At 73.5% G+C, this 20,849-nt stretch carries 20 protein-coding genes; 9 read left to right on the forward strand and 11 right to left on the reverse strand.

Annotated features, from left to right (window positions below; all coding sequences use genetic code 11):
* The first annotated feature begins 28 nt into the window (after window positions 1–28).
* The 3 genes from ABT008_RS06780 (at window position 29) to ABT008_RS06790 (ending at window position 1,342) form a co-directional block, all read left to right on the forward strand.
* Window positions 29–496, forward strand: a complete 468-nt coding sequence (locus ABT008_RS06780) for a DnaJ family domain-containing protein (protein ID WP_350694926.1) — start codon at window positions 29–31, stop codon at window positions 494–496.
* A 97-nt stretch (window positions 497–593) separates the two neighbouring features.
* Entirely contained in the window at window positions 594–869 is a 276-nt protein-coding gene (locus tag ABT008_RS06785; protein ID WP_350694288.1) for a putative quinol monooxygenase, read from the forward strand.
* A gap of 74 nt (window positions 870–943) precedes the next feature.
* On the forward strand, window positions 944–1,342 hold the full coding sequence (locus ABT008_RS06790) for a class I SAM-dependent methyltransferase (RefSeq protein WP_350694290.1): 399 nt from the start codon (window positions 944–946) through the stop codon (window positions 1,340–1,342).
* 69 nt (window positions 1,343–1,411) lie between these two features.
* On the opposite strand, the gene ABT008_RS06795 is transcribed toward ABT008_RS06790, so the two are convergent.
* The 3 genes from ABT008_RS06795 to ABT008_RS06805 all read right to left on the reverse strand — a co-directional run bounded on the left by ABT008_RS06795 (window position 1,412) and on the right by ABT008_RS06805 (window position 3,070).
* The gene (locus tag ABT008_RS06795) at window positions 1,412–1,573 is read right to left on the reverse strand and encodes a hypothetical protein (protein WP_350694292.1); all 162 of its coding nucleotides are present in this window, start codon (window positions 1,571–1,573) and stop codon (window positions 1,412–1,414) included.
* A 173-nt stretch (window positions 1,574–1,746) separates the two neighbouring features.
* Window positions 1,747–2,214 (reverse strand): HNH endonuclease, encoded by a 468-nt coding sequence (locus tag ABT008_RS06800; protein WP_350694294.1) that lies wholly within the window; start codon window positions 2,212–2,214, stop codon window positions 1,747–1,749.
* Between the two features lie 85 nt (window positions 2,215–2,299).
* Window positions 2,300–3,070 (reverse strand): FkbM family methyltransferase, encoded by a 771-nt coding sequence (locus tag ABT008_RS06805; RefSeq protein ID WP_350694296.1) that lies wholly within the window; start codon window positions 3,068–3,070, stop codon window positions 2,300–2,302.
* 268 nt (window positions 3,071–3,338) lie between these two features.
* On the opposite strand from ABT008_RS06805, the gene ABT008_RS06810 reads away from it, so the two are divergent.
* A complete protein-coding gene (locus ABT008_RS06810) occupies window positions 3,339–4,337 on the forward strand; it encodes a tyrosine-type recombinase/integrase (RefSeq protein WP_350694297.1) in 999 nt (332 codons plus the stop codon).
* Between the two features lie 106 nt (window positions 4,338–4,443).
* Window positions 4,444–4,851 (forward strand): Rv0361 family membrane protein, encoded by a 408-nt coding sequence (locus ABT008_RS06815; RefSeq protein ID WP_350694927.1) that lies wholly within the window; start codon window positions 4,444–4,446, stop codon window positions 4,849–4,851.
* Here ABT008_RS06815 and ABT008_RS06820 read toward each other — a convergent pair whose 3' ends face one another.
* The 7 genes from ABT008_RS06820 to ABT008_RS06850 all read right to left on the reverse strand — a co-directional run bounded on the left by ABT008_RS06820 (window position 4,852) and on the right by ABT008_RS06850 (window position 15,579).
* Window positions 4,852–5,550: an ABC transporter ATP-binding protein gene (locus tag ABT008_RS06820; protein ID WP_350694298.1), complete on the reverse strand. Its 699-nt coding sequence runs from the start codon at window positions 5,548–5,550 to the stop codon at window positions 4,852–4,854. It abuts the gene before it with no gap.
* On the reverse strand, window positions 5,547–6,515 hold the full coding sequence (locus ABT008_RS06825) for an ABC transporter ATP-binding protein (RefSeq protein WP_350694300.1): 969 nt from the start codon (window positions 6,513–6,515) through the stop codon (window positions 5,547–5,549). Before ABT008_RS06825 ends, ABT008_RS06820 begins: the two co-directional genes overlap by 4 nt.
* 67 nt (window positions 6,516–6,582) lie before the next feature.
* Window positions 6,583–9,261: an ABC transporter permease gene (locus ABT008_RS06830; protein ID WP_350694302.1), complete on the reverse strand. Its 2,679-nt coding sequence runs from the start codon at window positions 9,259–9,261 to the stop codon at window positions 6,583–6,585.
* The gene (locus tag ABT008_RS06835; protein ID WP_350694303.1) at window positions 9,258–12,455 is read right to left on the reverse strand and encodes an FtsX-like permease family protein; all 3,198 of its coding nucleotides are present in this window, start codon (window positions 12,453–12,455) and stop codon (window positions 9,258–9,260) included. The genes ABT008_RS06830 and ABT008_RS06835 overlap by 4 nt, the downstream gene beginning before the upstream one ends.
* Before the next feature lie 135 nt (window positions 12,456–12,590).
* A complete protein-coding gene (locus tag ABT008_RS06840) occupies window positions 12,591–13,280 on the reverse strand; it encodes a thymidine kinase (RefSeq protein WP_350694929.1) in 690 nt (229 codons plus the stop codon).
* A gap of 109 nt (window positions 13,281–13,389) precedes the next feature.
* Complete coding sequence (locus tag ABT008_RS06845; protein ID WP_350694305.1) at window positions 13,390–14,787, reverse strand: MFS transporter; 1,398 nt, start codon at window positions 14,785–14,787, stop codon at window positions 13,390–13,392.
* Between the two features lie 24 nt (window positions 14,788–14,811).
* Window positions 14,812–15,579, reverse strand: a complete 768-nt coding sequence (locus ABT008_RS06850; RefSeq protein ID WP_350694306.1) for a glycerophosphodiester phosphodiesterase family protein — start codon at window positions 15,577–15,579, stop codon at window positions 14,812–14,814.
* 127 nt (window positions 15,580–15,706) lie between these two features.
* Between ABT008_RS06850 and ABT008_RS06855 the strand changes: the two genes are divergently transcribed.
* The 3 genes from ABT008_RS06855 to ABT008_RS06865 are packed head-to-tail and all read left to right on the forward strand — an operon-like array spanning window position 15,707 to window position 18,433.
* Window positions 15,707–16,381 (forward strand): hypothetical protein, encoded by a 675-nt coding sequence (locus tag ABT008_RS06855; protein WP_350694307.1) that lies wholly within the window; start codon window positions 15,707–15,709, stop codon window positions 16,379–16,381.
* Window positions 16,378–18,054 (forward strand): AbeC-like domain-containing protein, encoded by a 1,677-nt coding sequence (locus ABT008_RS06860; protein WP_350694308.1) that lies wholly within the window; start codon window positions 16,378–16,380, stop codon window positions 18,052–18,054. The genes ABT008_RS06855 and ABT008_RS06860 overlap by 4 nt, the downstream gene beginning before the upstream one ends.
* Window positions 18,055–18,073: 19 nt before the next feature.
* Window positions 18,074–18,433, forward strand: coding sequence for a hypothetical protein (locus tag ABT008_RS06865; RefSeq protein WP_131052273.1), 360 nt, complete (start codon window positions 18,074–18,076; stop codon window positions 18,431–18,433).
* Between the two features lie 43 nt (window positions 18,434–18,476).
* Here ABT008_RS06865 and ABT008_RS06870 read toward each other — a convergent pair whose 3' ends face one another.
* Window positions 18,477–19,256, reverse strand: a complete 780-nt coding sequence (locus ABT008_RS06870; RefSeq protein WP_350694309.1) for a lysophospholipid acyltransferase family protein — start codon at window positions 19,254–19,256, stop codon at window positions 18,477–18,479.
* 176 nt (window positions 19,257–19,432) lie between these two features.
* On the opposite strand from ABT008_RS06870, the gene ABT008_RS06875 reads away from it, so the two are divergent.
* Entirely contained in the window at window positions 19,433–20,848 is a 1,416-nt protein-coding gene (locus tag ABT008_RS06875) for a cytochrome ubiquinol oxidase subunit I (RefSeq protein ID WP_350694311.1), read from the forward strand.
* Window position 20,849: the final 1 nt, after the last annotated feature.

A 20,849-nucleotide genomic window follows, 5' to 3' on the forward strand; every position in this document is an offset into this window, starting at 1 on the left:
GGACGGGGAGGGGGAACGGGTGGACCGGATGTGGGAGGCGTCGGTCGAGGCGCAGATCCGCTCGGCGCAGGAACGCGGGGAGTTCGACGACCTGCCCGGCGCGGGCAGGCCGATCCCGGGCCGGGGACTGCCCTACGACGAGTCCTGGTGGATCAAGAGCTTCATGGAGCGCGAGAAGCTCCCCACCGACCTGCTGCTGCCCACTCCGCTGCTGCTGCGCCGCCGCATCGAACGCCTACCGGACGAGGTCCGCGACCTGCCGACCGAGCAGGCCGTACGCTCCTGCGTCGCCGACCTGAACGCCGAGGTGATGGCCTGGCTGCGTAACCCGTCCGGCCCTCGGGTCGTGGTGCGCCCGGTCGACGCCGACGCCGTGGTGTCGACGTGGCGTGCCGCGCGTCGGGCCGCCGCCACCCCGGCGGCACCCGCCGTCGCCCCGAGGCCGCCCGCGCCCCGGTGGTCCTGGTTCCCGTTCCGCCGACGCCGCGCCGCCTGACCGGTCCGGGTCGACCGGGAATGTCGTAGCCGGACAGTACGGTCGGGTCTCCGTCGGTATCCGGGAGGCAGCGATCGTGTTCGGTTACATCGGCTCCATGAGGACCAGGCCCGGCCACCGGGACGAGGTCGTGGCGATCCTGCTCGACGGCGTCGAGGGTCTGCAGGCGGCGGGGTGCCACCTCTACGTCGTCGGCGTCTCCGACACCGATCCGGACCTCGTGGTCGTCACCGAGGTCTGGCAGAGTCGCGAACACCACGCCCGCTCGCTCCAACTCCCGGAGACCAAGGCGGCGATCGCGCAAGCCATGCCCCTGCTCACCGGAGAGTTCACCGGCCAGGAGACGACCGTCCGGGGCGGTCTCGGTCTCTGACCCGTGACCCGTGACCCGTGCCGGTGCCCCGATGTGGGTTGCGGCCCGCGCCACCACCCGGGCAGGCTTCCCGGATGTCCGCAGCCCACGCGTATCACGACCAGGCCGGTGACGTCTTAGCGGCGCACGCCGCTGACAGTCCGCACAATGCCTACACGGACCGGCCGGCCATGCTGACGCTCGCCGGCGACGTCGCCGGTCTCCGGGTCCTGGACGCAGGCTGCGGTGGCGGCCACTATGCGGCCGAGTTGGTCGGCCGGGGAGCCGAGGTGGTGGCGGTGGACGGGATCACCATGCGCTTGCAGCGGATGACCCTTGAGTCTCTGGTGACCGAGGTGCTCGACGCCGGGTTCGTGCTGGAGCGGCTGGTCGAGCCGAGGGCGGTCGAGACGCTGCGCGCTGTCGACCCGGAGCGCTACGAGCGGCTGACCGAGCGCCCGAGCTTCGTAGCCCTGCGTCTGCGCCGCCCCTGACCACGCTCACGGTCAAGCCCTCGGGGCGCAGATTCCGGCGGCGCAGCGGGAGACCGTGCCGGGCATGGGTCACCATCCGTTCTTCTGGCCGGGGCTCACCGAGCGGATCGCAGGACTGATCATCCGCCACACGACCTGATTCCAGGCCGCCCGCGTCCAGGCCACCTCAAACAACGGGGTGCCGTAGCCGATCACGCCGTTGCTCCCCGGCCCGCCCTGGGCCGTCTTCATCTGACCCAGGGCGGACCGGCGAGTATTTACTGGATTACCGGTAACGCCAATCCAGTAAATACTCGCCACAAAACGGACAAAGCGGTGACACATCATAATGACTGTTAATATGCGTAAGGACTTACGCTGGTGTCGTCCACGGACCGTGCCGCCTGGTCAGGGCTCTCGGGGCGTCAGGAGGGCGTCGGCCGGTACGTCGCGCGGGCTGCGGCGACCTCGGCGGCCTGGCGTTCGCGCCAGCGCTTCTGCGCCTCGCGGTTGCAGGTCCGGCAGACTCGTCGGAGGCGGCCGGTCGCCGGCTCGATCTCCCGCTCGTGCCCGTTGCGGCACAGCGGGGCCTGGCGGCGTTCTCGGCAGTTGTCCGCGTGGCTGAGTTGGCGCAGGTGCGTCGGCTCGATGCAGTCCGGCACTGCACAGTCGTGGTGGATCTCGAGAGTGGGGTCGTAATCGCCGACGAAGACCACGTAGGCCGCAATGTGTGCCCAGGCCCGGCCCGCCAGCTTCTGGTACACGCCCCGCCGGGTGCCGTAGCCGCGGACGACGAGGCATCCGTTGTCGGTGCGGGTCGAGCGGCTCAGCAGGTACGCCCGCAGCGAGTCCTCGGTGAAATGTCGGGACAGGCCGGTGATCTGGGACAGCACGACGTCAGGTTACGATGCGACTACGACATCGCCGGTCGGACGGCCGGCGCTCCGGGTCTGTCGCGAATGTTGGCGGCCAAGCGGTTCATGGCACGCAGTAGACGTCGCCGGAGTTGGCCTCGTGCGGCAGCGCGGTCAGGTACGCCGCCATCTCCTCGGCGGTGGTCCAGCGGCCGAGCTTCATCTCCTTGTGGTCGCCGAGCGCGACGTCGAAGCCGCCGAAGCCGAGTGCGGTCAGCCGGTCCAGGCAGCGCAGCGCCACGTCGCGTTCGATCGTGGTGAACTCGAACGACAGCGCGGGCAGCGTCGCGCTCAGTCCGGCCAGCACGGCGTCCTCGAAGCCCTCCACATCGATCTTGGCGAAGGCCGGTGTGCCGTGCTCGGCGATGAGGGCGTCCACGGTGGTGACCGGGACCTCGATCCGGCCGTCCCAGGTCTGCCCCTCCCAGCCGCCGGCCCCGGCCGCCGCACTGACGAAGTCGGTGGAGGCGGTGGAGACGGTCGGGTTGGCGGAGTTGACCAGGAAACCGATCCGGCCCGGTTGCGCCCCGCAGGCCGCCTCGACCAGGGTGACCTGGTCGTCGTCGGCGTAGATGGTGCGCAGCGCCCGCAGGCACAACGGCTGTGGCTCGACCGCGACGACCCGGGCGCCGAGACGGCGGAAGCTGCCGATGTGGTCGCCGACGTGGGAGCCGATGTCGAAGACCAGGTCGCCGGGGCGGACGAAGCGGGCGTAGAAGTCGTCCATCGCCGCGTCCCGTCCGGGGTCGCCGTAGTAGACCTCCAGCGACCGGCGCAGCCCGGCGGTCGCCGGGTCGGCCTTGAGCGCCTCGACCGCAGCGGTGTGTGTACCCATCGCAGCACCCTAACCCGCCCTACCGCCCGGGGTGGCTCGGCTCGACGACGCCCGTCACCCGGCGTGATCTCGGGCGCGCAGACCGGGCGGCGTGCGAATCACCACCGGATGCTTGCACCCACGGACTGAGGTCAACTGGCGAAGAACGTGCTGAGGACGGGGCCGAGCACCGGCCGTGTGCCGCGACAGTCCGGGACGGCGGTGTGCGATCATGACGCGTCGGCGCGCCTGTTCGTCAACCTGAAACACGACTGAGAACATTTTTCACATGCGTTCGTCCGACACCCCGGCGTTGTACCGCCCACCGGCCCATCCTGCGCTGCCCGGGGGGCCGATGGCCGTCACCGACGCGTGGCTGCGCAACCGGCGGTTGAGTGAGCACACCCGGGACGCGTACCGGCGGGACGTCGCCGGGTGGCTGAGCTGGTGCGACGCCCGCCACCTGGACCCGCTGCGGGCGAACTTCCTGCACGTCAACGAGTACGCGCGGACACTGGAGAACACCCTGGCCGCGCGTACCGGGAAGCCGCTGACCCCGGCGACCGTGGCCCGCAAGCTCTCCGCCATGTCCAGCTGGTACGACTTCCTGGTCAAGCTCCAGGCGGTGCACGCCAACCCGGTCTCCGACGCCGACCGGCCCCGGATCGACCGCGACCACTCGGGCACCGTGGGTCTGGCCCCCGACGAGGTGGACGCGCTGCTCGCCGCCGCCGAGACCGACACCGGGCCGACCGCGGCCCGCAACCGCGCCGCCGTCACCCTCCTGGCCGACCTGGGCCTGCGGGTCGGGGAACTGGTCTCCCTGGACGTCGCCGACCTCGGCGCCGAACGGGGACACCGCAGCGTGCGCTTCACCGGCAAGGGCGGCAAGTCCCGCCGCCGGGCCCTCACCCCCTCGACCGCGTACGCGGTGGACGCCTACCTGACCCAGCGCGCCGCCGAGCAGGGCGTGGCGGCGCACCAGCTCACCGGGGCACTGCTGGTCACCGCCAGCGGCGCCCGACTGGACCGGCACTCGGTGTTCCGGCTGATCCGGCGACTCGCCCGGGACGCGGGCATCCCGGCCTGGGCGCGACTGTCACCGCACTCGCTGCGGCACGCGTTCGCCACCACCGCCCGCGCCGAGGGCGTACCACTGGAGGACGTGCAGGACGCGATGGGGCACGCCGACCCGCGTACCACCCGACGCTACGACCGCGACCGGCACAACCTCGACCGCGACCCCGCGTACGCCATCTGGGCCGCCCGGGCCCGCCGCCGCAACTGACCCGGCACCGGACGGCTTTCCGCCCGCCGACGCGCCCGATTCTCTACGGTCGGATGGTGTGGGCGAGGCGCAGCCGTGGAGCAGGCCGGCCCGGCGACGCCACCCGATGCGGGTCGGGCTCGTCTTCGCCGGCGCCGGCGTGGCCCTGTGCTGCATCGGCGTCGCCGGTCTCGGCGCCTGGAACGTGCAGGTCGTGACCCAGGCCGCCGGCCCGGTGCGGGAGACCGCCGAGGGGTTCCTGCGCGAGGTGACCACGGGCGACACCGACAGCGCGTACGAGCGGCTCTGCGCCGACTCGCGCAGCCGGTGGAGCGAGCTGGGCTTCACCAGTTGGGTCCGCACCCCGCCGATCGTGCGCGACTACGAGATCGTCGACGTGTCGGTGGCCACCGACCGGGGCAAGCCCCACGGCACGGTCACCGTCCGGCTGACCCGCGACAGCGGCGCCACCGAGCAGCGTGAGTTGTCGGTGGTGCGGGAGGACGGGTGGCGGGTCTGCGGCGACCCGTACTGATCACACGCCGACCGGATCGGCCGACTCGACCAGCCGGCCGTCGCGCAGCACCAGCACCCGGTCGGCCATCTCCACCAGCGTCGGGTCGTGCGTGGCCACCAGCGCGGTCATCCCGCGCGCGTGCACCAGCGCCCGCAACAGGTCCATCACCGCCCGGCCGGTCTCCGAGTCCAACTGGCCGGTGGGTTCGTCGGCGATCAGCAGCTCGGGATCGTTGGCCAACGCGCGGGCGATCGCCACCCGCTGCTGCTGCCCACCGGACATCTCGTACGGGCGCTGCGCGGCCTGCCCGCCCAGCCCGACCAGTTCCAGCAGCACCGACACCCGTTCCTCGCGCTGCACGGCCGGCGTCTTCGCCAGCCGCATCGGCACCCCGACGTTCTCGGCGGCGGAGAGGATCGGGATCAGCCCGAAGGACTGGAAGACGAAACCGACGGTGTCCCGGCGCAACCGCAGCAACTCCTGCTCACCGGCGGCGGTCACCTCCCGACCGGCCACCCACACCCGGCCCGCCGTGGGCCGGTCCAGCCCGCCGATCAGATTCAGCAACGTGGTCTTGCCGGCACCCGAGCGGCCCCGCACCGCGACCAGCTCACCGCGACCGGCCCGCAACGACACGTCCCGTACCGCGTGCACGACCCGGTCGCCGTTGCCGTAGTCGCGGCACAGCCCCTCGACCCGTACCAGGTCCTCGCTCACGTCGCGTCCCTCCCGTCGCCTGCGCGGACCTGCACGTGGTCCGGTTCCAGGGTCAGCTTCACCCGGTCCTTGAGCGCCAACGCGTCGACGAACCCGGCGGGCAACTGCATCCGCCCGGCCCGGTCCAGCACCGCGTACTCCTCGGTGACCAGTTCCTCGACGCCGTCGGCGCCGATGCGCGCGGTGCGGTGCACCTCCGAGGCGGTGCGTCCGTCGCGGATCGCGACGGTCCGGCGGACCTGCGTGGCGACCTGCGGGTCGTGCGTGACCACCACCACCGTGACGCCCAGCTCGGCGTTGATGGTGCGCAGCGCCCCGAACACCTCCGCCGCCGTCGCCTCGTCCAGCTCACCGGTCGGCTCGTCGGCGAAGAGGACCTCCGGGTCGTTGGCGACCGCCACCGCGACCGCGCACCGCTGCTGCTCACCACCGCTCATCTGCCCCGGCCGGCGGTCCGCGCAGTACCCGACGCCGACCATGTCCAGCAGCTCCGCCGCGCGGCGCCGACCGGCCCGGCCGCCCCGACCGGCCAGCCGCATCGGCAGCGCGACGTTCTCCCGCGCCGACAGGTACGGCAGCAGGTTGCGGCTGGTCTGCTGCCACACGAACCCGACGGTGTGCCGCCGGTAGCGCAGCCGTTTGCGGGCCGACATGGTCAACAGGTCGTAGCCGGCGACCCGGGCGATCCCGGCGGTCGGCGTGTCCAGCCCGGACAGGATGTTGAGCACCGTGGACTTGCCGGACCCGGAGGCGCCCACGATCGCCACCAGCTCGCCCCGGTCCACGACCAGGTCGAGCCCCTGCAACGCGACGACCTCCACCCCCTCGCTGGTGAAGATCCGCACCAGGCCGTCGCAGACGATGTGGCCACGCAACCGCTCGGCGCCACCGGCGCGGGCGGCGGCACGCTCCGCCGCCCGCTGCTGCAACGTCGCCAGATCCGGTACGTCCTCCATCAGGGTCATGCCGGCTCTCCGCTCCGCTGCGCGCCGCCATGAGACATCGGTCCATGATCCGCTCGCTGACGCTCGCTCATGGGTTCTCCTCTCCCAGGCGCAGCACCTCGCCGAGGCGCATCCGCCGGTTCACCAGGTTCTCCACCACCAGACCGGCCAGCAGGCCGAGCACCACCAGTGCCAGCACCCCGCCCACGACCAGCGGATCCAGGTGGTCGCGGATGGGGACCCCGGGAGCGAACGCGGCCAGCCCCAGGGTCGGACCGAGCAGTCGGGGCAGGGCCACCCCCACCGCCGCGCCGGTCAGCGCCGCGACCACCACCAGCGGCACCAGCTCGTACACCAGCAGCCGCCGACCGCCCGCCGCCGACAGACCCAGGGTGCGCAGCCGCGACAGCGTCCGTCCCCGGCCGGCGGCGTCGGCGACCACCGCGAACCCGACGGCGAGGACCGCCAGCGCGGTGCCACCGGCCGCGCCCACGGTGAACGCCAGGGTCAACACCTCGTTGGCCCCGGTCCGCTCCAACCCGTCCCGGTACGCCTGCCGCGTCTGCAGGGCCGCCGGCACCTGGGCCCGGGTCACCTCCCTGCCGAGCACGTCGGCCTGTCGCCGCCGCTGTTCCTCGTCGGCCACCGCCAGCAACCGCGTCTCGTCGACGCCGTCGGTGGCGAGCAGGTACCGGTTGGGCACGATCGGGGTGTACTCGTACTCGGGTAGCGCCTGCCACGGCAGCACCACGAACCGCTCCACGCCCAACCCCACCCCGGGGAAGGCGTCGGCGACCCCGGCGACCTGGAAGGCGTACCGCCGACTCTGCACGTCGGCCACCGCACCGTCGCCGACCTCCGCCGCCACCCGGGGCGACACCACCGCCGGCACCGGCCCGTCGCCACGGGCCGCGTCACGCAACGCGGCCGGCACGTCGACGTCCACACCGCTGCGCGCCACCACCTCGGCGAACGCCGGAGCATCCACCACCAGCACCCGGGCCTGGCCGAGCTGACGTGCTGCCGGACCGCTGTCGGAGAACAGCCGCCGGTTCGACTCCACCCACACCCGGGCCAGCGCCTGCACCCCGGGCACCGCGCCGAGCGCGTCGGCGGCGTCCGGGGCGAAGGTGTACCCGGTCAGCCAGGCGTCGGCCGGGATGCTCAGCGTGGCGGCCCGGTCCCGGGCGTCGGCCACCGTGGTCGTCACCACGCCACCGAACACGCCGGTGCTGACCGCGACGATCAGCACCGCCAGCGGCCCCCACGCCACCGGCGTGCCCCGGCCGACGCGGGCCGCGCCGAGGAACAGCATCGCGCCCCGGGCCCGGGTGGCGAACCGGCCGACCAGCCGCAGCGGCCATGGCAGCAACCGGATCGCCACCAGCGCGGCGGCGACCGCGACCAGCACCGGCACCGCACTCAGGTACGCGTCGACGCCGCCGGCCGCGTCCAGGCCCCGGCGGCGTAGCAGCACCACACCGAGACCGGCGAGCACCAGCACGCCCGCCTCGAGCGTGAGCCGACGCGCGCTCGGACGCTGCGCCACCACGTCCACGCGGCCGGCGACCACACCGACCCGCCGGTGGGCGAGCACCGCCAGCACCGGCACCACGACGGTGGTGAGCACCGCCAGCACCGGCACCGGCCAGGGCACCCCGGTCGAGCGGCCCGGCACCGCCGCCCCGGCCAGAGCGCCCAGCAGCACCGCGAGCGGCTGCACGGGCACCGCCTCGACGAGCAACCGGCGACCGATCGTGCCCAGCGAGGCCCCCCGGGCCCGCAGCAGCGTGAGTTCCGCCCGTCGACGTCGTACCGCGAGCCGGGCCGCCAGCACGATCAGCCCGAGCAGGCTGGCCAGCAAGCCGGTCTGCACGACGGCCAGCAGCGCCCGGACCGACCGCAGTTCGTCGGCGAAGCGCACCAGCGCGGCGTCCAGCGAGGTCTGCACCAGCGCACCCGGGACCGTCTCGGCGCGGCGGGTCTCGGCCACCGCCGCGGTGACCGCGTCGAGCACGGCGGTGTCCAGCCGCCGCTCGTCGAGCCGGTACCGCCAGCCGCTCACCGCCGGCACCCCGGCACCGGCCGAGATCCGGTCCATGCCGGCCCAGTCGGTCACGCCCGCCACCACGTACGGGTCCCCGTCGAGCAGCGGCACGGTCGGGTTCAGCGCCGACCGCAGGTCGTCCCAGACCGGGTCGGTGGCGTCCCGTGGTGTGAACACCCCGACGACGCGTACCGACGCCTGCCGGTTCCCGCCCCCGAACCGCAGGTCGGTGCCGGGTCGCAGGGACAGCGTCTCGGCCACCTCCACCGACACCGCCAGCTCGGCCGGACCGCCCGCCTGCGTACGCGGCCACCGTCCGGCGGTCACCTCGGCCGCCTCCTCGACGCCGGTCTGGGCGCGTACCCCGAACTCCTTGCGCGCGCCGCCGTCCATGGGTGGCTCGTCGCCGCTGGCCAGCAGCACCGCCGGAGCGATCGAGGAGGCGTACCACCGGTGGTCCACCAGGGCGGGCAGCGGCTGCGGCAGCGCGGCGGCGTACCGGTCCAGCTCGGCCCGTCCGGCCTCGGCCGGTGCGGGACGCGCCACGCCGAAGGAGATGTCGCGGACCAGGTGCGGAAGGTCCACGACGTCGGCCCGCAGCCCCCGGTCGGCGTACCCGTCGGCGAGTCTCGGCGCGGCGGTCACCAGCAGCGCCGCGACCAACCCCAGCAACGCCAGCAGACCCACCTGACCCGCGTACACCCTGATCCGGCCGATCATCGGGTCTCTCCATCTGTGACGGTCAGACGACGGCGCATGCCGGTGGAGGCGGCGGCGCTGAACGCCAGGGCCAGGGCCAGCAGGCCCACGCCGGTGGCGAGCACCGGGGGCCAGTCGACGCTCAGCAGCGGTGGCGGGTGCGGGCGTTCGGCGGACGGCGTCAGGATCACCAGCGGTGCCATCGTCGCGGCCACCCCGACACCCACCAGCAGGCCGACCAGTACGCCCATCCCGGCGAGGAACGACTGCTCGGCCAGCAACGACCGGGCCACCAGGCGTTGACCGGCGCCGAGGGTGTGCAGCACCGCCAGCTCGCTGGCCCGGCGTCGCGCGGTGGCGCTGACGTCCACGGCCACGCCCACGGCGGCCAGCAGCACCGCAGCCAGCGCGGCGGCGAACAGCGCACCTCGCGCACCCACCCCGAACGGGTCCCGGGCCAGCTCGGCGGCGACGTCCTCGCGGGCCAACACGGTCAGGCCGCCGAGCGCGCCGGCCGCCTCGGCCACGCGCTCCGCCTCGCCGGGCCGCACGGCCAGCCACCACTCCTGCGGCGACCGGACGAGCCCGTGGTCGTGGAAGAGCCGGGCACCCAACGAGGGCAGGTCGACCAGCAGCGCGGCGTCCTCGGCGTCACCGGGCAACGCGGCCACGACGTCGACCACCACCACGTCGACCTCGGCCCCGCCCAGGAACAGCCGGGTCTGCGCGCCCACGTCCAGGCGCAGCGCGTCGAGGGCCGCCGTGGTGGCCACCACCGGCACCCGGGTCGGGTCGGCGATGCGGGTCACGGCCAGTTGCAGCGGGGTACTGCGGGCGAACCAGCCGCCCGGCACGTCCCGCGAGTAGCGGGCGGTCAGCCCCGCGTCGGAGGCGGTCGCACCGGCGGCTGCACCGGTGCGGTCGACCAGGTGCCACGCGCCGTCCCCGGTCAGCGCGACCGGGGTGCCGACCGAGTCGTCCGGGCTGGCCCGCAGGTTCGACAACCGCCAGTCGAGGCCCGTCCGTGGTGCCCCGAGGGTCTCCGTGGCGAAGCCGGCCAACCGCCACGGGCCGGGGCCGGTCGGCAGGTCGACGGCGAACCGCAGCGGTGTGCCGTCCCGGTCGCCGGTGCCCAACGCCAGCCTGCGGTGCGTGCCGTGCGGGTCGAGCAGCACCACGTGGTGGCGTACCGGGGAGTTCGTCTCGGTGTCCTCGATCCGGGTACTCACCTGCCCGGTGAGCCGCCGGGTGCCCTCCGGCAGCACCGTGCCGGGCGCCTCGACCCGGCCGGCGGTGAGCGTGTCGAGCAGGTCGGTGGTCGAGCCGCCGGCCAGGTCGGCCCGCAGTCGCACCACCGGGCCGGCGGCGTCGGCGTCGACCGCCAGCATGGTGGCCGGTGCGGCGGCCGGACCGAGTCGTACCGTGTCGCGCCAGGCCGGCAGCGGCACCTGCACGCCCGGCAGCCCGGCGAGCTGGTCGGCCCGGTCGGCGGCGGCGGAGCCGTTGACCTCGGTGAGGCGCAGGTCCGCGCCGACCAGATGCGCGGCCTGGTCGTCCAGCGAGCGCCGGGAGGTGCCGGCCAGGGACCAGGCGAGGGTGCCGACCGCCACGGCGAGGGCCAGCAGCAGCACCGGTCCGGCGTGCGGTCGTCGCCCGGCCTGCCAGGTGCCGAGCATGACGGCCGTCCACGGCTTGCGGTCCACCCACCGTTCGGCGAGCCGGACCAGCGGCGGCAGCAGCCGCAGCGCCAGCACCGCGCCGGCCAGGACCCCGAGCGTGGGTGCGGCGGCCAGCAGCGGATCGACCCCCAGGTCACCACCCCGGGACCGGGACAGCGGGGACGAGTAGCGGCTGAGCTGGTACCAGGCGAGCAGGGCCAGCCCGACCAGCAGCACGTCCAGGCCGGCGCGCTGCACCATGCCGCGACGGCTGGGCCGGGAGCGGCTGGCCAGGTCGGCGACGTAGCTGTCACCTCGGCGCAGGCTCGGCCCGATCATCGCCAGCGCGCAACCGGCCGCCGCCGCCCCGGCGACCAGCCAGACCGTCGCGTCGGGCACCACGTCCGGTCGCAGCGACACCGCGGTGAGCCCCGGCAGGCGGCCGGCGAGCCCGAGCACCTGCCCGGCGAGCAGCGGGGCGAGCACCGCGGCGGGCAGCACGACCAGGGTGGCCTCCCGGGCGGTCAGCCCGGCCAACTGCCGACGGGCGGCACCCCGGGCCCGCAGCAACGCGGTCTCACCCCGGCGGTGCTCGGTGAGCAGCACGGCGACGAGCAGCAACGCGTACCCGCCGAGCACCACCACCAGCAGCATCGGGGTGACCAACGCCGACCGGCCGACGAGGGTGGCCTGTTGCAGCCGGCGGACCAGGGTGGCCAGGTCGCTGGTGGCCATCGCCGACTCGCCGAGCCCGGCCTCGGCCGGGGTGCTGGTGGTGATCCGGCCGGCGGCCTCGGCCAACCGGTCCAGTGCGGTGGGGCCGACCGCGGTCAGGTCGGGTTCGACGAGCCAGCCGGCGGACGCGTTGGGCAGGAAGTGGGTGAGGAAGTCCTCGCGGGCCACCGTCATCGGCCCGTACGTGGCCGACTGCGGCAGCGCGCCGGTGGCCGTCTCCGGTGCCAGCCGCCAGTACGCGTCGTCCGGGTCCAGCGGCGTGAACAGCCCGGTGACGGTCACCTCGGTGATCCGCCCGGTGAGCCCGTCGGTGATCGGGACGCGGTCACCGACGTCGACCCGCAGCGTCCGGGCCGCCGCCTCGGCGAGCGCGGTCTGCACCGGCTCCGCGCCTGCCTGCGGCCAGGTGCCGGCGGCCAGCCGGGCGTGCGCGGGCAGGTCGTCGAGGAACATCACCGACGCGTACGTGGTGCCGGTGCGGTCGGCGACGGCGTCACCGGTGTCGCCGCGCAACTGCCGTCCGGCCGCGTACCCGGCGGCGGTGACCTGCGCGGGCAACCCGCCCAGGTCGGTGTCGACCTGGGCGCGGAGCGCGGTGTCGCGGTCCCGCAGCGCGTCGGCGGTCCGCCCGGCGGAGGCCCGCACCAGCAGCGACCGTTCCGCCGCGGTGGCCTCGGCGAGCACGTTGCGGGTGCCGGAGTCGACCACGTCCCGGTTGTAGGCGGCCAGGCCGGTCAGCGCGACCGTCGCCACCAGTGCCGCTCCGGCCGCGGCGAGCAGCAGGCCCTTCGTGCCCCGGGCACGCCGCCACGCGAACCTCATCCGTCCTGTACCCCCGCCGGTCCGCGGGCCGGTGCGGCCCGTGTGCGCAACTCGTCACGCACCAGAAGCGGCGGGCCCCCGGGAAAGGTTCGCAGCAGTGATCGTTTCGTTATCCGACATGGCGACGCAGGTGGTTCAGGCTTCGGTCCAGGCGGTGGCGCGCGGACCGAGGTCGCCGCTGCGGTGGTGGCGTCGGCACAGCACCTGGTAGCGCACGTCGGCGTCGTCGACGGTGTCGCCGATGACCACCTGCTCGCCCTCGCGGACGATCCGCCCGCCGGCGACCCGGGCGTTGAGCAGGCCCTCCCGGCCGCACCAGCAGAGCACCTCGACCTGGATCCGGGCCACCGAGTCGGCCAGCTCGAACAGCCGCTGGGCGGCCGGGAACAGACAGGACCGGAAGTCGGTGGCCAGCCCGAAGGCGTACACGTCGACGTCGTAGCTGTCGACCAGGTCGGCCATCTGCTCGACGTGCTCGACGGAGTAGAAGCTGGCCTCGTCGCAGATCAGGTAGTCCACCCGTACCCCGTCGGCCCAGGCGTCGCGGACCAGGGCGCGCAGGTCGAGCCCGTCGGTCACCTCGATCGCCTCGTGCGCCAGACCGATGCGGGTGGTGACCTGCGGGCCGAGGGACCGGTCGATGCGGGTGGTGACCAGTCCACGGCGGCCCTGCCGGGAGTGGTTGTAGTTCATCTGCAACGCCATCGTGGACTTGCCGCAGTCCATCGGGCCCCAGTAGAAGCGCAGCGCGGCGGCGTGCGCGGGCCGCCCGTCGACGCCACGGGCGGCCACGCACCCACCCGAGGGGTCGCCCGGACCCGCCATCCGGGGGCGGGCCAGGCAGGTGGGTACGGGGTCTGCGGCGCTCGTCACGGACCGGCAGCCTAGCCGATCGACGGCGCCCACCGGTCCACCGACGGCCCGCCGGTGTGCCTCACAGCACCCGTGGCGGTGTGTTGCCGGCGGCCACGATCGCGCGCCGGATCGGCACCGCCAGCAGCAACAGGAACCCGACCACGAAGAAGATCAGCAGGGAGACCAGACCCACCCGGTAGGAGTTGGTGAGCTGGAACACCAGACCGAACGCGAGCGGCCCCAACCAACTGGTGCCCTTGTCGCTGATCTCGTAGAAGCCGTAGTACTCGCCTTCCTTGCCGGCGGGGATGAGCTGGCTGAACAGCGACCGGCTCAACGCCTGGCTGCCGCCGAGGACCAGGCCGATGGCGGCGCCGAGCACCATGAACGGCAGCGGGGCCTCGGCCGGCAGGCGGAACGCGCCGAGGATCACCGCGGTCCACAGCACCAGGCTCAGCAGGATGGTCTTCCACGCGCCGATCCGTCCGGCCAGCCAACCGAGGCCGAGTGCGCCGCCGAAGGCCAGGAACTGCACCAGCAGGATCGTCACGATCAGGGTGCTCTGGTCCAGCCGCAGTTCCTCGGTGCCGTACTGACTGGCCAGGGTGATGACGGTCTGGATGCCGTCGTTGTAGACCAGGAACGCCAGCAGGAAGAACAGCGTCAACGGGTACGCCTTGATCTCCCGCAGGGTGCGGCCGAGTTGCCGGAAGCCGTCGGTGAGCACGTTGCCGCCGGGACCGGCGGCGACCGCGGCGGCGGTGGGACGCTCGCGCAGCCAGCGCAGCGGCACCAGGGTGAACACCGCCCACCACACGCCCGCCGAGACGATGGACCAGCGGGCCAGGTCGAGGGTGCGTTCCGGGGTGCCGTTGTCGAACGACTGCACCGCGACCAGGTTGAACGCCAGCAGCAGGCCACCGCCGAGGTAGCCCAGCGCCCAGCCGCGACTGGAGATGCCATCACGCTCGTCGGGCCCGCCCAACTGCGGCAGGAACGAGTTGTAGACCACGATCGCCGCACCGAAGCTGATGTTGGCGATCATGAACAGCGCGCCGCCGAGCAGGTACCGGTCACCGGTGACGAAGAGCATCCCGATCGTCGCGCCGGCGCCGGTGAACGCGGTGGCGGCCAGCAGCCGCTTCTTGTGCAGCGAGCGGTCGGCGATCGCGCCGATCACCGGCAGCACGAAGACGGTCAGCAGCACCGACAGCGAGATCAGGTACGGGTAGTACGAGCCGGCGGCCACCTTGATGCCCAGCGGGTAGACGTACCCGCTGCAGTCGTCGGCGCCGAGCTGGCAGCCGGCCGCCATCTTGGCCACGCTGGTCAGGAACGGCCCGAGGAACACCGTGATGACGGTGGTCTGGAAGGCCGAGTTGGCCCAGTCGTAGAAGTACCAACCGGTGCGTTCGCGGCGCGTACTGGCGGGTTGCGGGGTGTCGTCCTGCGCGGCAGGGGTCGCCGTCTCGGCCATGTGGGGGTCCTTTGCCCGGGGTGTTCAGGCGGCCCAGTGGCCGCGGCTGCGGTAGACGTCGCGCAGCACGCCGACGTGGTCGGTCATGATGCCATCCACACCGAGATCAAGTAACTCGTGCATCTCGGCAGGTTCGTCGATCGTCCAGACGTGCACCTGCAACCCGAGTCGATGGGCGGTGCGCAGCAGGCGGCGGTCCACCACTGGTATCCGGCCGAACCGCACCGGCACCTGCGCGGCCACCACCGACGGCGGCAGCCGCAGCGGCCGACCGGTCAGCGAGGCCCAACGCAACCGGGCCACTCCGCGTACGCCGAGGCTGGTGGCGACCCGCCCGTGGGTGAGGGCGCGCAGCCGGGTCAGCCGGGCGTCGCTGAAGGAGGCGAGCAACACCCGGTCACCGGCGCCGGCCCGCGCCACGGTGGACACCGTCGGTGCCACGCCGGGGTCGGACTTCACGTCGATGTTGAAGCGCACCTGCGGCCAGGCGTCGAGGACCTCGTCCAGGCGGGGCACGGCGGCGGCCCCGCCGACGCGTACCGTGGCGAGGTCGGCCCAGCGCAGCGCGGACAGCCGCCCCCGCTGCCCGGTGAGCCGTTCGAGGGTGTGGTCGTGGAAGACCACGGCGACGCCGTCGGCGGTGCCGTGCACGTCGGTCTCCACGTACCGGAAACCCAGCTCGACGGCGCGGGCGAAGGCCGCCGTGGTGTTCTCGTCGCCGTCGGCGGCACCACCCCGGTGCGCGAAGGCCAGCGGCGTCGGGGCGTCGAGGTACGGGTGACCGGATGGCACGCAGCGCAGTATGCCCGGCGCCGGTGGCCGGCGGACGACCGACCGGTGACCGGCGCGTACCCGCCTGCGGTGCCGGATTCCGGACAGTGACCGCGTGGATCCGGTGTGCAACGGTCACCATGTGGCGGTGATGCCGTGGCAGCCGTTCGCGCAGCCCGGGTCGCCGACGGCGCCCCGGTCGACACTGACCGCGCATCCGGTCGACCCGTTGCCGCCCCGGATGACCCCGCCGCATGAGTCGCCACGGCCGCGTCCGGTGCCGGGCGGCGTCTGGTTGTTCGTGGTGGCGGTGCTGGCCGCCGGCAGCCGGTGGGGAGCCGAACTGCTCCGGGGGTGGGCGGCCGACCTGCCCACCGGCGAGGGCCTGGCGGGGCTGACCGCGGAGCTGTTGCGGGCCCTGCTCTACGGCGTGACCTGGGCCCGGTGGGACCTGGAACCGGAACGCTCCAGCATGGTCGGGTACTGGCTGGCGGAGAACCTGCGCACGCTGCTGTTCGTCGCCGGCACGGTGTGGTTGCTGCGCCGGATGGGGGACCGGCCGACGGCGTCGGCGACCTTTCGGGCGTGCGCGGTGCTCGGCGCGGTCACCGTGACGGCGGTGCTCGCCGCGTTCGCCGGGGGCCTCGTCGGCCTGCTGCTCGTCCCGGACGACCTGGTGTTGCACGGCGACCCGCACTGGTGGGTGAACACCACGATCGTCGGCGCGCCGCTCGCCGGTCTGGTCTACGGCTCGGTGCTGGCCGTGGCCACGATGCGATCCGGCGCGAGCCCGCGTCGGGTGGACGGGGGATGGCCGAGATGACCGCACGGACGGATCCGCCGACGGTGCCCGGGCAACGCCCGGCGTCCCCGCCGGTGACCAGCGAGGCGACCCGCTACCTGTGCGTGGCCGCGCACACCGACGAGCGGTTCGCCGAGCGGGTGCTCGACGAGGTGCTCGGCGACGAGTTGCGGGCGGTGGCACCCTCGGTGGGCTTCGACGTCTCGCCGGTGCTGCGCCACTGCCTGGTGGCCCGCCACCGGCGTCGTCGCCGGGACCTGCGGCTGTTGGTCTTCGGTGGCCTGGCGGTGCTGCTCGCCCCGCTGTGGACCCTGTTGGTGATCGGCGCGATGCGGGTCGGCACCTCCCTGACCCCGTTCCGCCCGGCCCGGGAGCGGATGCTCGGTCCGCTGCTGGGCATGATCGTCGTCGCGCTGAGCGCCCTGGTCCTGCTGATCCGGTTCCAGCTGGTCACCGTCGTGGGGTCCAGCCCGGCCGGGTGGCTGATCGGGCGGCCATGGCTGGCGTTGCCGGCCGGGATCGCCGCGTTCCTGGCACTCGCGATCCACCTGCACGGCACCCGCTGGCTGCTGGTGACCCGATTGCGCCGGGACCGGTTCCTGGCGACGGCGCCCGACGAGGTGTCCCTGCCGTCCCGGTACGCCGACCGGCTGGCCGCTGTGGACGAGGCGCAGCACGGCAACGTCACCGTCTACGGCGGATACGTGCCGTTCGTCGGGCACGGCACACCGGTGGCCGGGTGGTCGTTCGCCCTGCCGATCCGCCCGGCCGAGCACGTCACCGGGCTGAGCCGACCGGAGCGGCCGGAGCCGGCCCCGTTCACCGTGCTGGAGCTGATCGACCACGTACGCGGGCGGCTGGCCTCGCTCGACGCCGGCCTGGGGGCGGACCGGCTGGCCGGGCTGACGCTGGAGGACCGGGTCTTCGTCGGCGGCCACCTGCTGACCGGCGACCCTCGGCTGCTGCCGGACCAGGAACGGGCGCCGCGTCAGCGCTTCACCGCCGAGGAGGTCCGCCAGGTCGCCGCGAACCCGCAGGGTGCGGCCCGGCACTACCTGTGCGCGCTGGTGCCGTCCTGGGGCGCGGAGGTGGTGGCGGGCACGTTCCTGCACTTCTCCACCGACGGCAAGCTGCTCTATCTGGAGTGCGCCCGCACGGTGCTGGAGCCGCCCCGGTGGGCATACCACGAGGTGGACCGGCTGACCGACTGGATGTCGGCGCGGCAGTTGGTGCAGATGCTCGCGGTCGCCACCGACCGGCTGGTGCCCACCGCCGTCGGCGCCGCCGGCCGGTTGCTGACCGACCTGGGTCACGCGCTGCGGCACCGGGCGCGACAGGCGCGACTACGGCGGTTGGCCCGCGAGGACCTCGGGTACGACCACGGCGCCCGGGTCGGCGTGCGGGAGTTGGCGACCGGCACCGACTACCACAACTACTTCCAGGTGCTCGACGCGGCGAAGCACCTGAAGGTGGTGGAGCGGCACGTCCTCGCCGCGATCGTGGACTTCCTCGACGAGCGGGGCCTGGACACCGCCGAGTTCCGCAGCCGCCAGATGACGATCCTCAACCAGGGCATCGTCCAGACCGGCGGCCTCAGCGTGGTCGGCAACCAGGCGGTCGGGTCCGGTGCCCGGGCCGAGCAGCAGGGACCGCCGGCACCGGCCGGTGGCGGTGAGCGGCCACGGCCGGCATGAGACACAGGGGGAGAGGCGCATGTCGGAGACGTCGGCGAACTACGGCATCCAGCAGTCCGGCGGGGTCAGTCAGGTCGGTAACCAGGCCGTCGGCCCGGGCGCGTCGGCGGTCGGCGGCGCGCTCTGGGCCACGGCGCCCGGCGTGGACGTCCCGGCGCTGGTGACCCGGCTCGTGGAGGTGCTCGACCGGCACCGGGACGAGTTGGACGACCCGGCCCGCGCGGTGGCCACGGAGCTGCGGGCGCAGCTGGCCCGGCCGCATCCGGAACCGGCGCGGGTGACGGCGTTGTTGCAGCGCCTGGCGGCTCTGGCGACGCCGGTCGCGCCGGTGGCGTCGGCGGTCACCGAGGTGCTGCGCGCGATCCAGCAGGCCGGCTGATCCGCACCCGACAGGCCGACGGCGCGCACCGTGCCCGGGCGGGTCAGCCGGTGGCGGGGCGGCGCCGGTGGGAGCGGCTGGTGTCCACCGGTCGGCCCGGGTCGACGTGCCGGGGCCGGTCGGGTTCGTCCGGGCGCAGCGGCACGAGGGTGTCGGTGAGGGCGTCGATGATCCGGTCGGTGGCCTGGCGGGCGACGCCGGGCGTACCCGCACGCAGGTCGGCCAGGTCGACCGGGTCGCCGAAGTGCACCCGCACGGTGGGGCGGCGGAGCAGCGCGCGGGCGACGCCGCCGAGCAGGCCCTTGGGCGCACGGTACGGCAGCACCTCGTGCGAACCCCACTGCGCCACCGGCACGACGGGGGCGCCGCAGGTCAGGGCGAGCCGGGCGGTGCCGGTCTTGCCGCGTTCGGGCCACAGGCCCGGGTCGAGGCCGATCCGTCCCTCGGGATAGACCAGGATCGGCGCGCCCCCGGCGACCGCGGCGGCGGCGTCGTCCAGGGCCCGGTGTACGCCGGTGGTGCCCCGGTCGACCCGGATGTGCCCGGCGCGCCGCATGGCGGTGCCGATCACCGGGGCGCGGAACAGTCCGCCGGTGGCCATGATCCGGGGTGCCACCCGGCGGCTGCGGCAGGCGGCGGCGAGCACGATCGGGTCGAACGGGCTGATGTGGTTGGCGGCCAGGATCAGCGGCCCGTCGCGCAGGTGCGCGGGGATGTCGCCGGTGACCTCCAGCCGGGCCAGCGCGCCGACCACGACGCGGGCGAGCGTCTGGGCGGTACGCCAGATCAGCGGCGGCTGCCAGGGGGAGTGGGCGTGGTCCACAGCCGGTGATGGTCGCACGGCGGGACCCGCCTCCGCCGGACAGGGGGGCCGCCCGGCGGAGGTGAGCAGGGTCATTGGTCCCGGGGCGGTTCGGGTCCCCCGCCTCTGCCGATCGCCGTACGACGGGCTGTAGTATTTACTACGTCTTGTAGTATCAGCAGCCCTGGGGGTCGCAGGTGGACGCGTTGGACGTCGCCCGCTGGCAGTTCGGTGTCACCACCGTCTACCACTTTCTCTTCGTACCGCTGACCATCGGACTCTCCGTCCTGGTCGCCATCCTGCAGACCCTCTGGCACCGCACCGGGGACGAGAAGTACCTCAAGCTCACCAAGTTCTACGGCAAGCTGTTTCTGATCAACTTCGCGATGGGCGTGGTCACCGGCATCGTGCAGGAGTTCCAGTTCGGCATGAACTGGAGCGACTACTCCCGCTTCGTCGGCGACATCTTCGGCGCACCCCTCGCCATCGAGGCACTGGTCGCCTTCTTCCTCGAATCCACCTTCATCGGCCTGTGGATCTTCGGCTGGGACCGGCTGCCCAAGCGCCTGCACCTGGCCAGCATCTGGGCCGCCGCGATCGGCACGAACCTGTCGGCGTACTTCATCCTCGCCGCCAACTCGTTCATGCAGAACCCGGTCGGCTACTGGATCAACCCGGAGACCGGGCGCGCCGAGCTGACCGACTTCGTCGCCGTGCTCACCAACAAGGTCGCCCTGATCACCTTCCCGCACACCATCGCCGGTGCCTTCCTGGTCGCCGGGTCGCTGCTGGTGGCGGTCGCCCTGTGGCACCTGATCCGCCGCCCCGACAGCGAGGACACCCCGGCCTACCGGTTCGCGTCCCGCTTCGGCTCCTGGGTCACCCTGGTCGCCGCCGCCGTCGTGGTGATCACCGGCGACATCCAGGGCAAGATCATGACCGAGGTGCAGCCGATGAAGATGGCCGCCGCCGAGGGGTTGTACGACACCGAGAGCCCCGCCTCGTTCTCCGTACTCACCATCGGCAGCCTCGACGGCAGCCGGGAACTGTTCGCCATCAAGATCCCGTACCTGCTGTCGTACCTGGGCACCGGCGACCCCAACGGCACCGTGCACGGCATCAACGACCTCCAGGCCCTCTACACCGCCCAGTACGGCCCCGGCAGCTACACCCCGATCATCCCGGTCACCTACTGGAGCTTCCGCTTCATGATCGGCTTCGGGCTCGCCGCCGCCGCCATCGCCCTGCTGGTGCTCTGGTCGCAGCGCAGGGGCCGCACGCCGCGCGGCACGTGGCTGCTCCGCGCCGGCCTGGTCATGCCGGTCCTGCCGCTGCTGGCCAACTCCTTCGGCTGGATCTTCACCGAGATGGGCCGCCAGCCCTGGATCGTCTTCGGCGAGATGCTCACCCGCGACGGCGTGTCCCGCAGCGTCTCCCTGGGCGAGGTGCTCACCAGCTTCGCCGCCTTCACGATCATCTACGCCGTCCTCGCCGTGGTCGAGGTCAAACTGCTGATCCGGTACGCCAAGGCCGGCGTACCCGACGTCACGCCCGCGCCCGAACCCGACGACACCGACGACGACGCGGACCGCCCGCTCGCGTTCGCCTACTGAC

It is taken from the genome of Micromonospora sp. NPDC002389 (assembly GCF_040296095.1).
Classification (GTDB): domain Bacteria; phylum Actinomycetota; class Actinomycetes; order Mycobacteriales; family Micromonosporaceae; genus Micromonospora.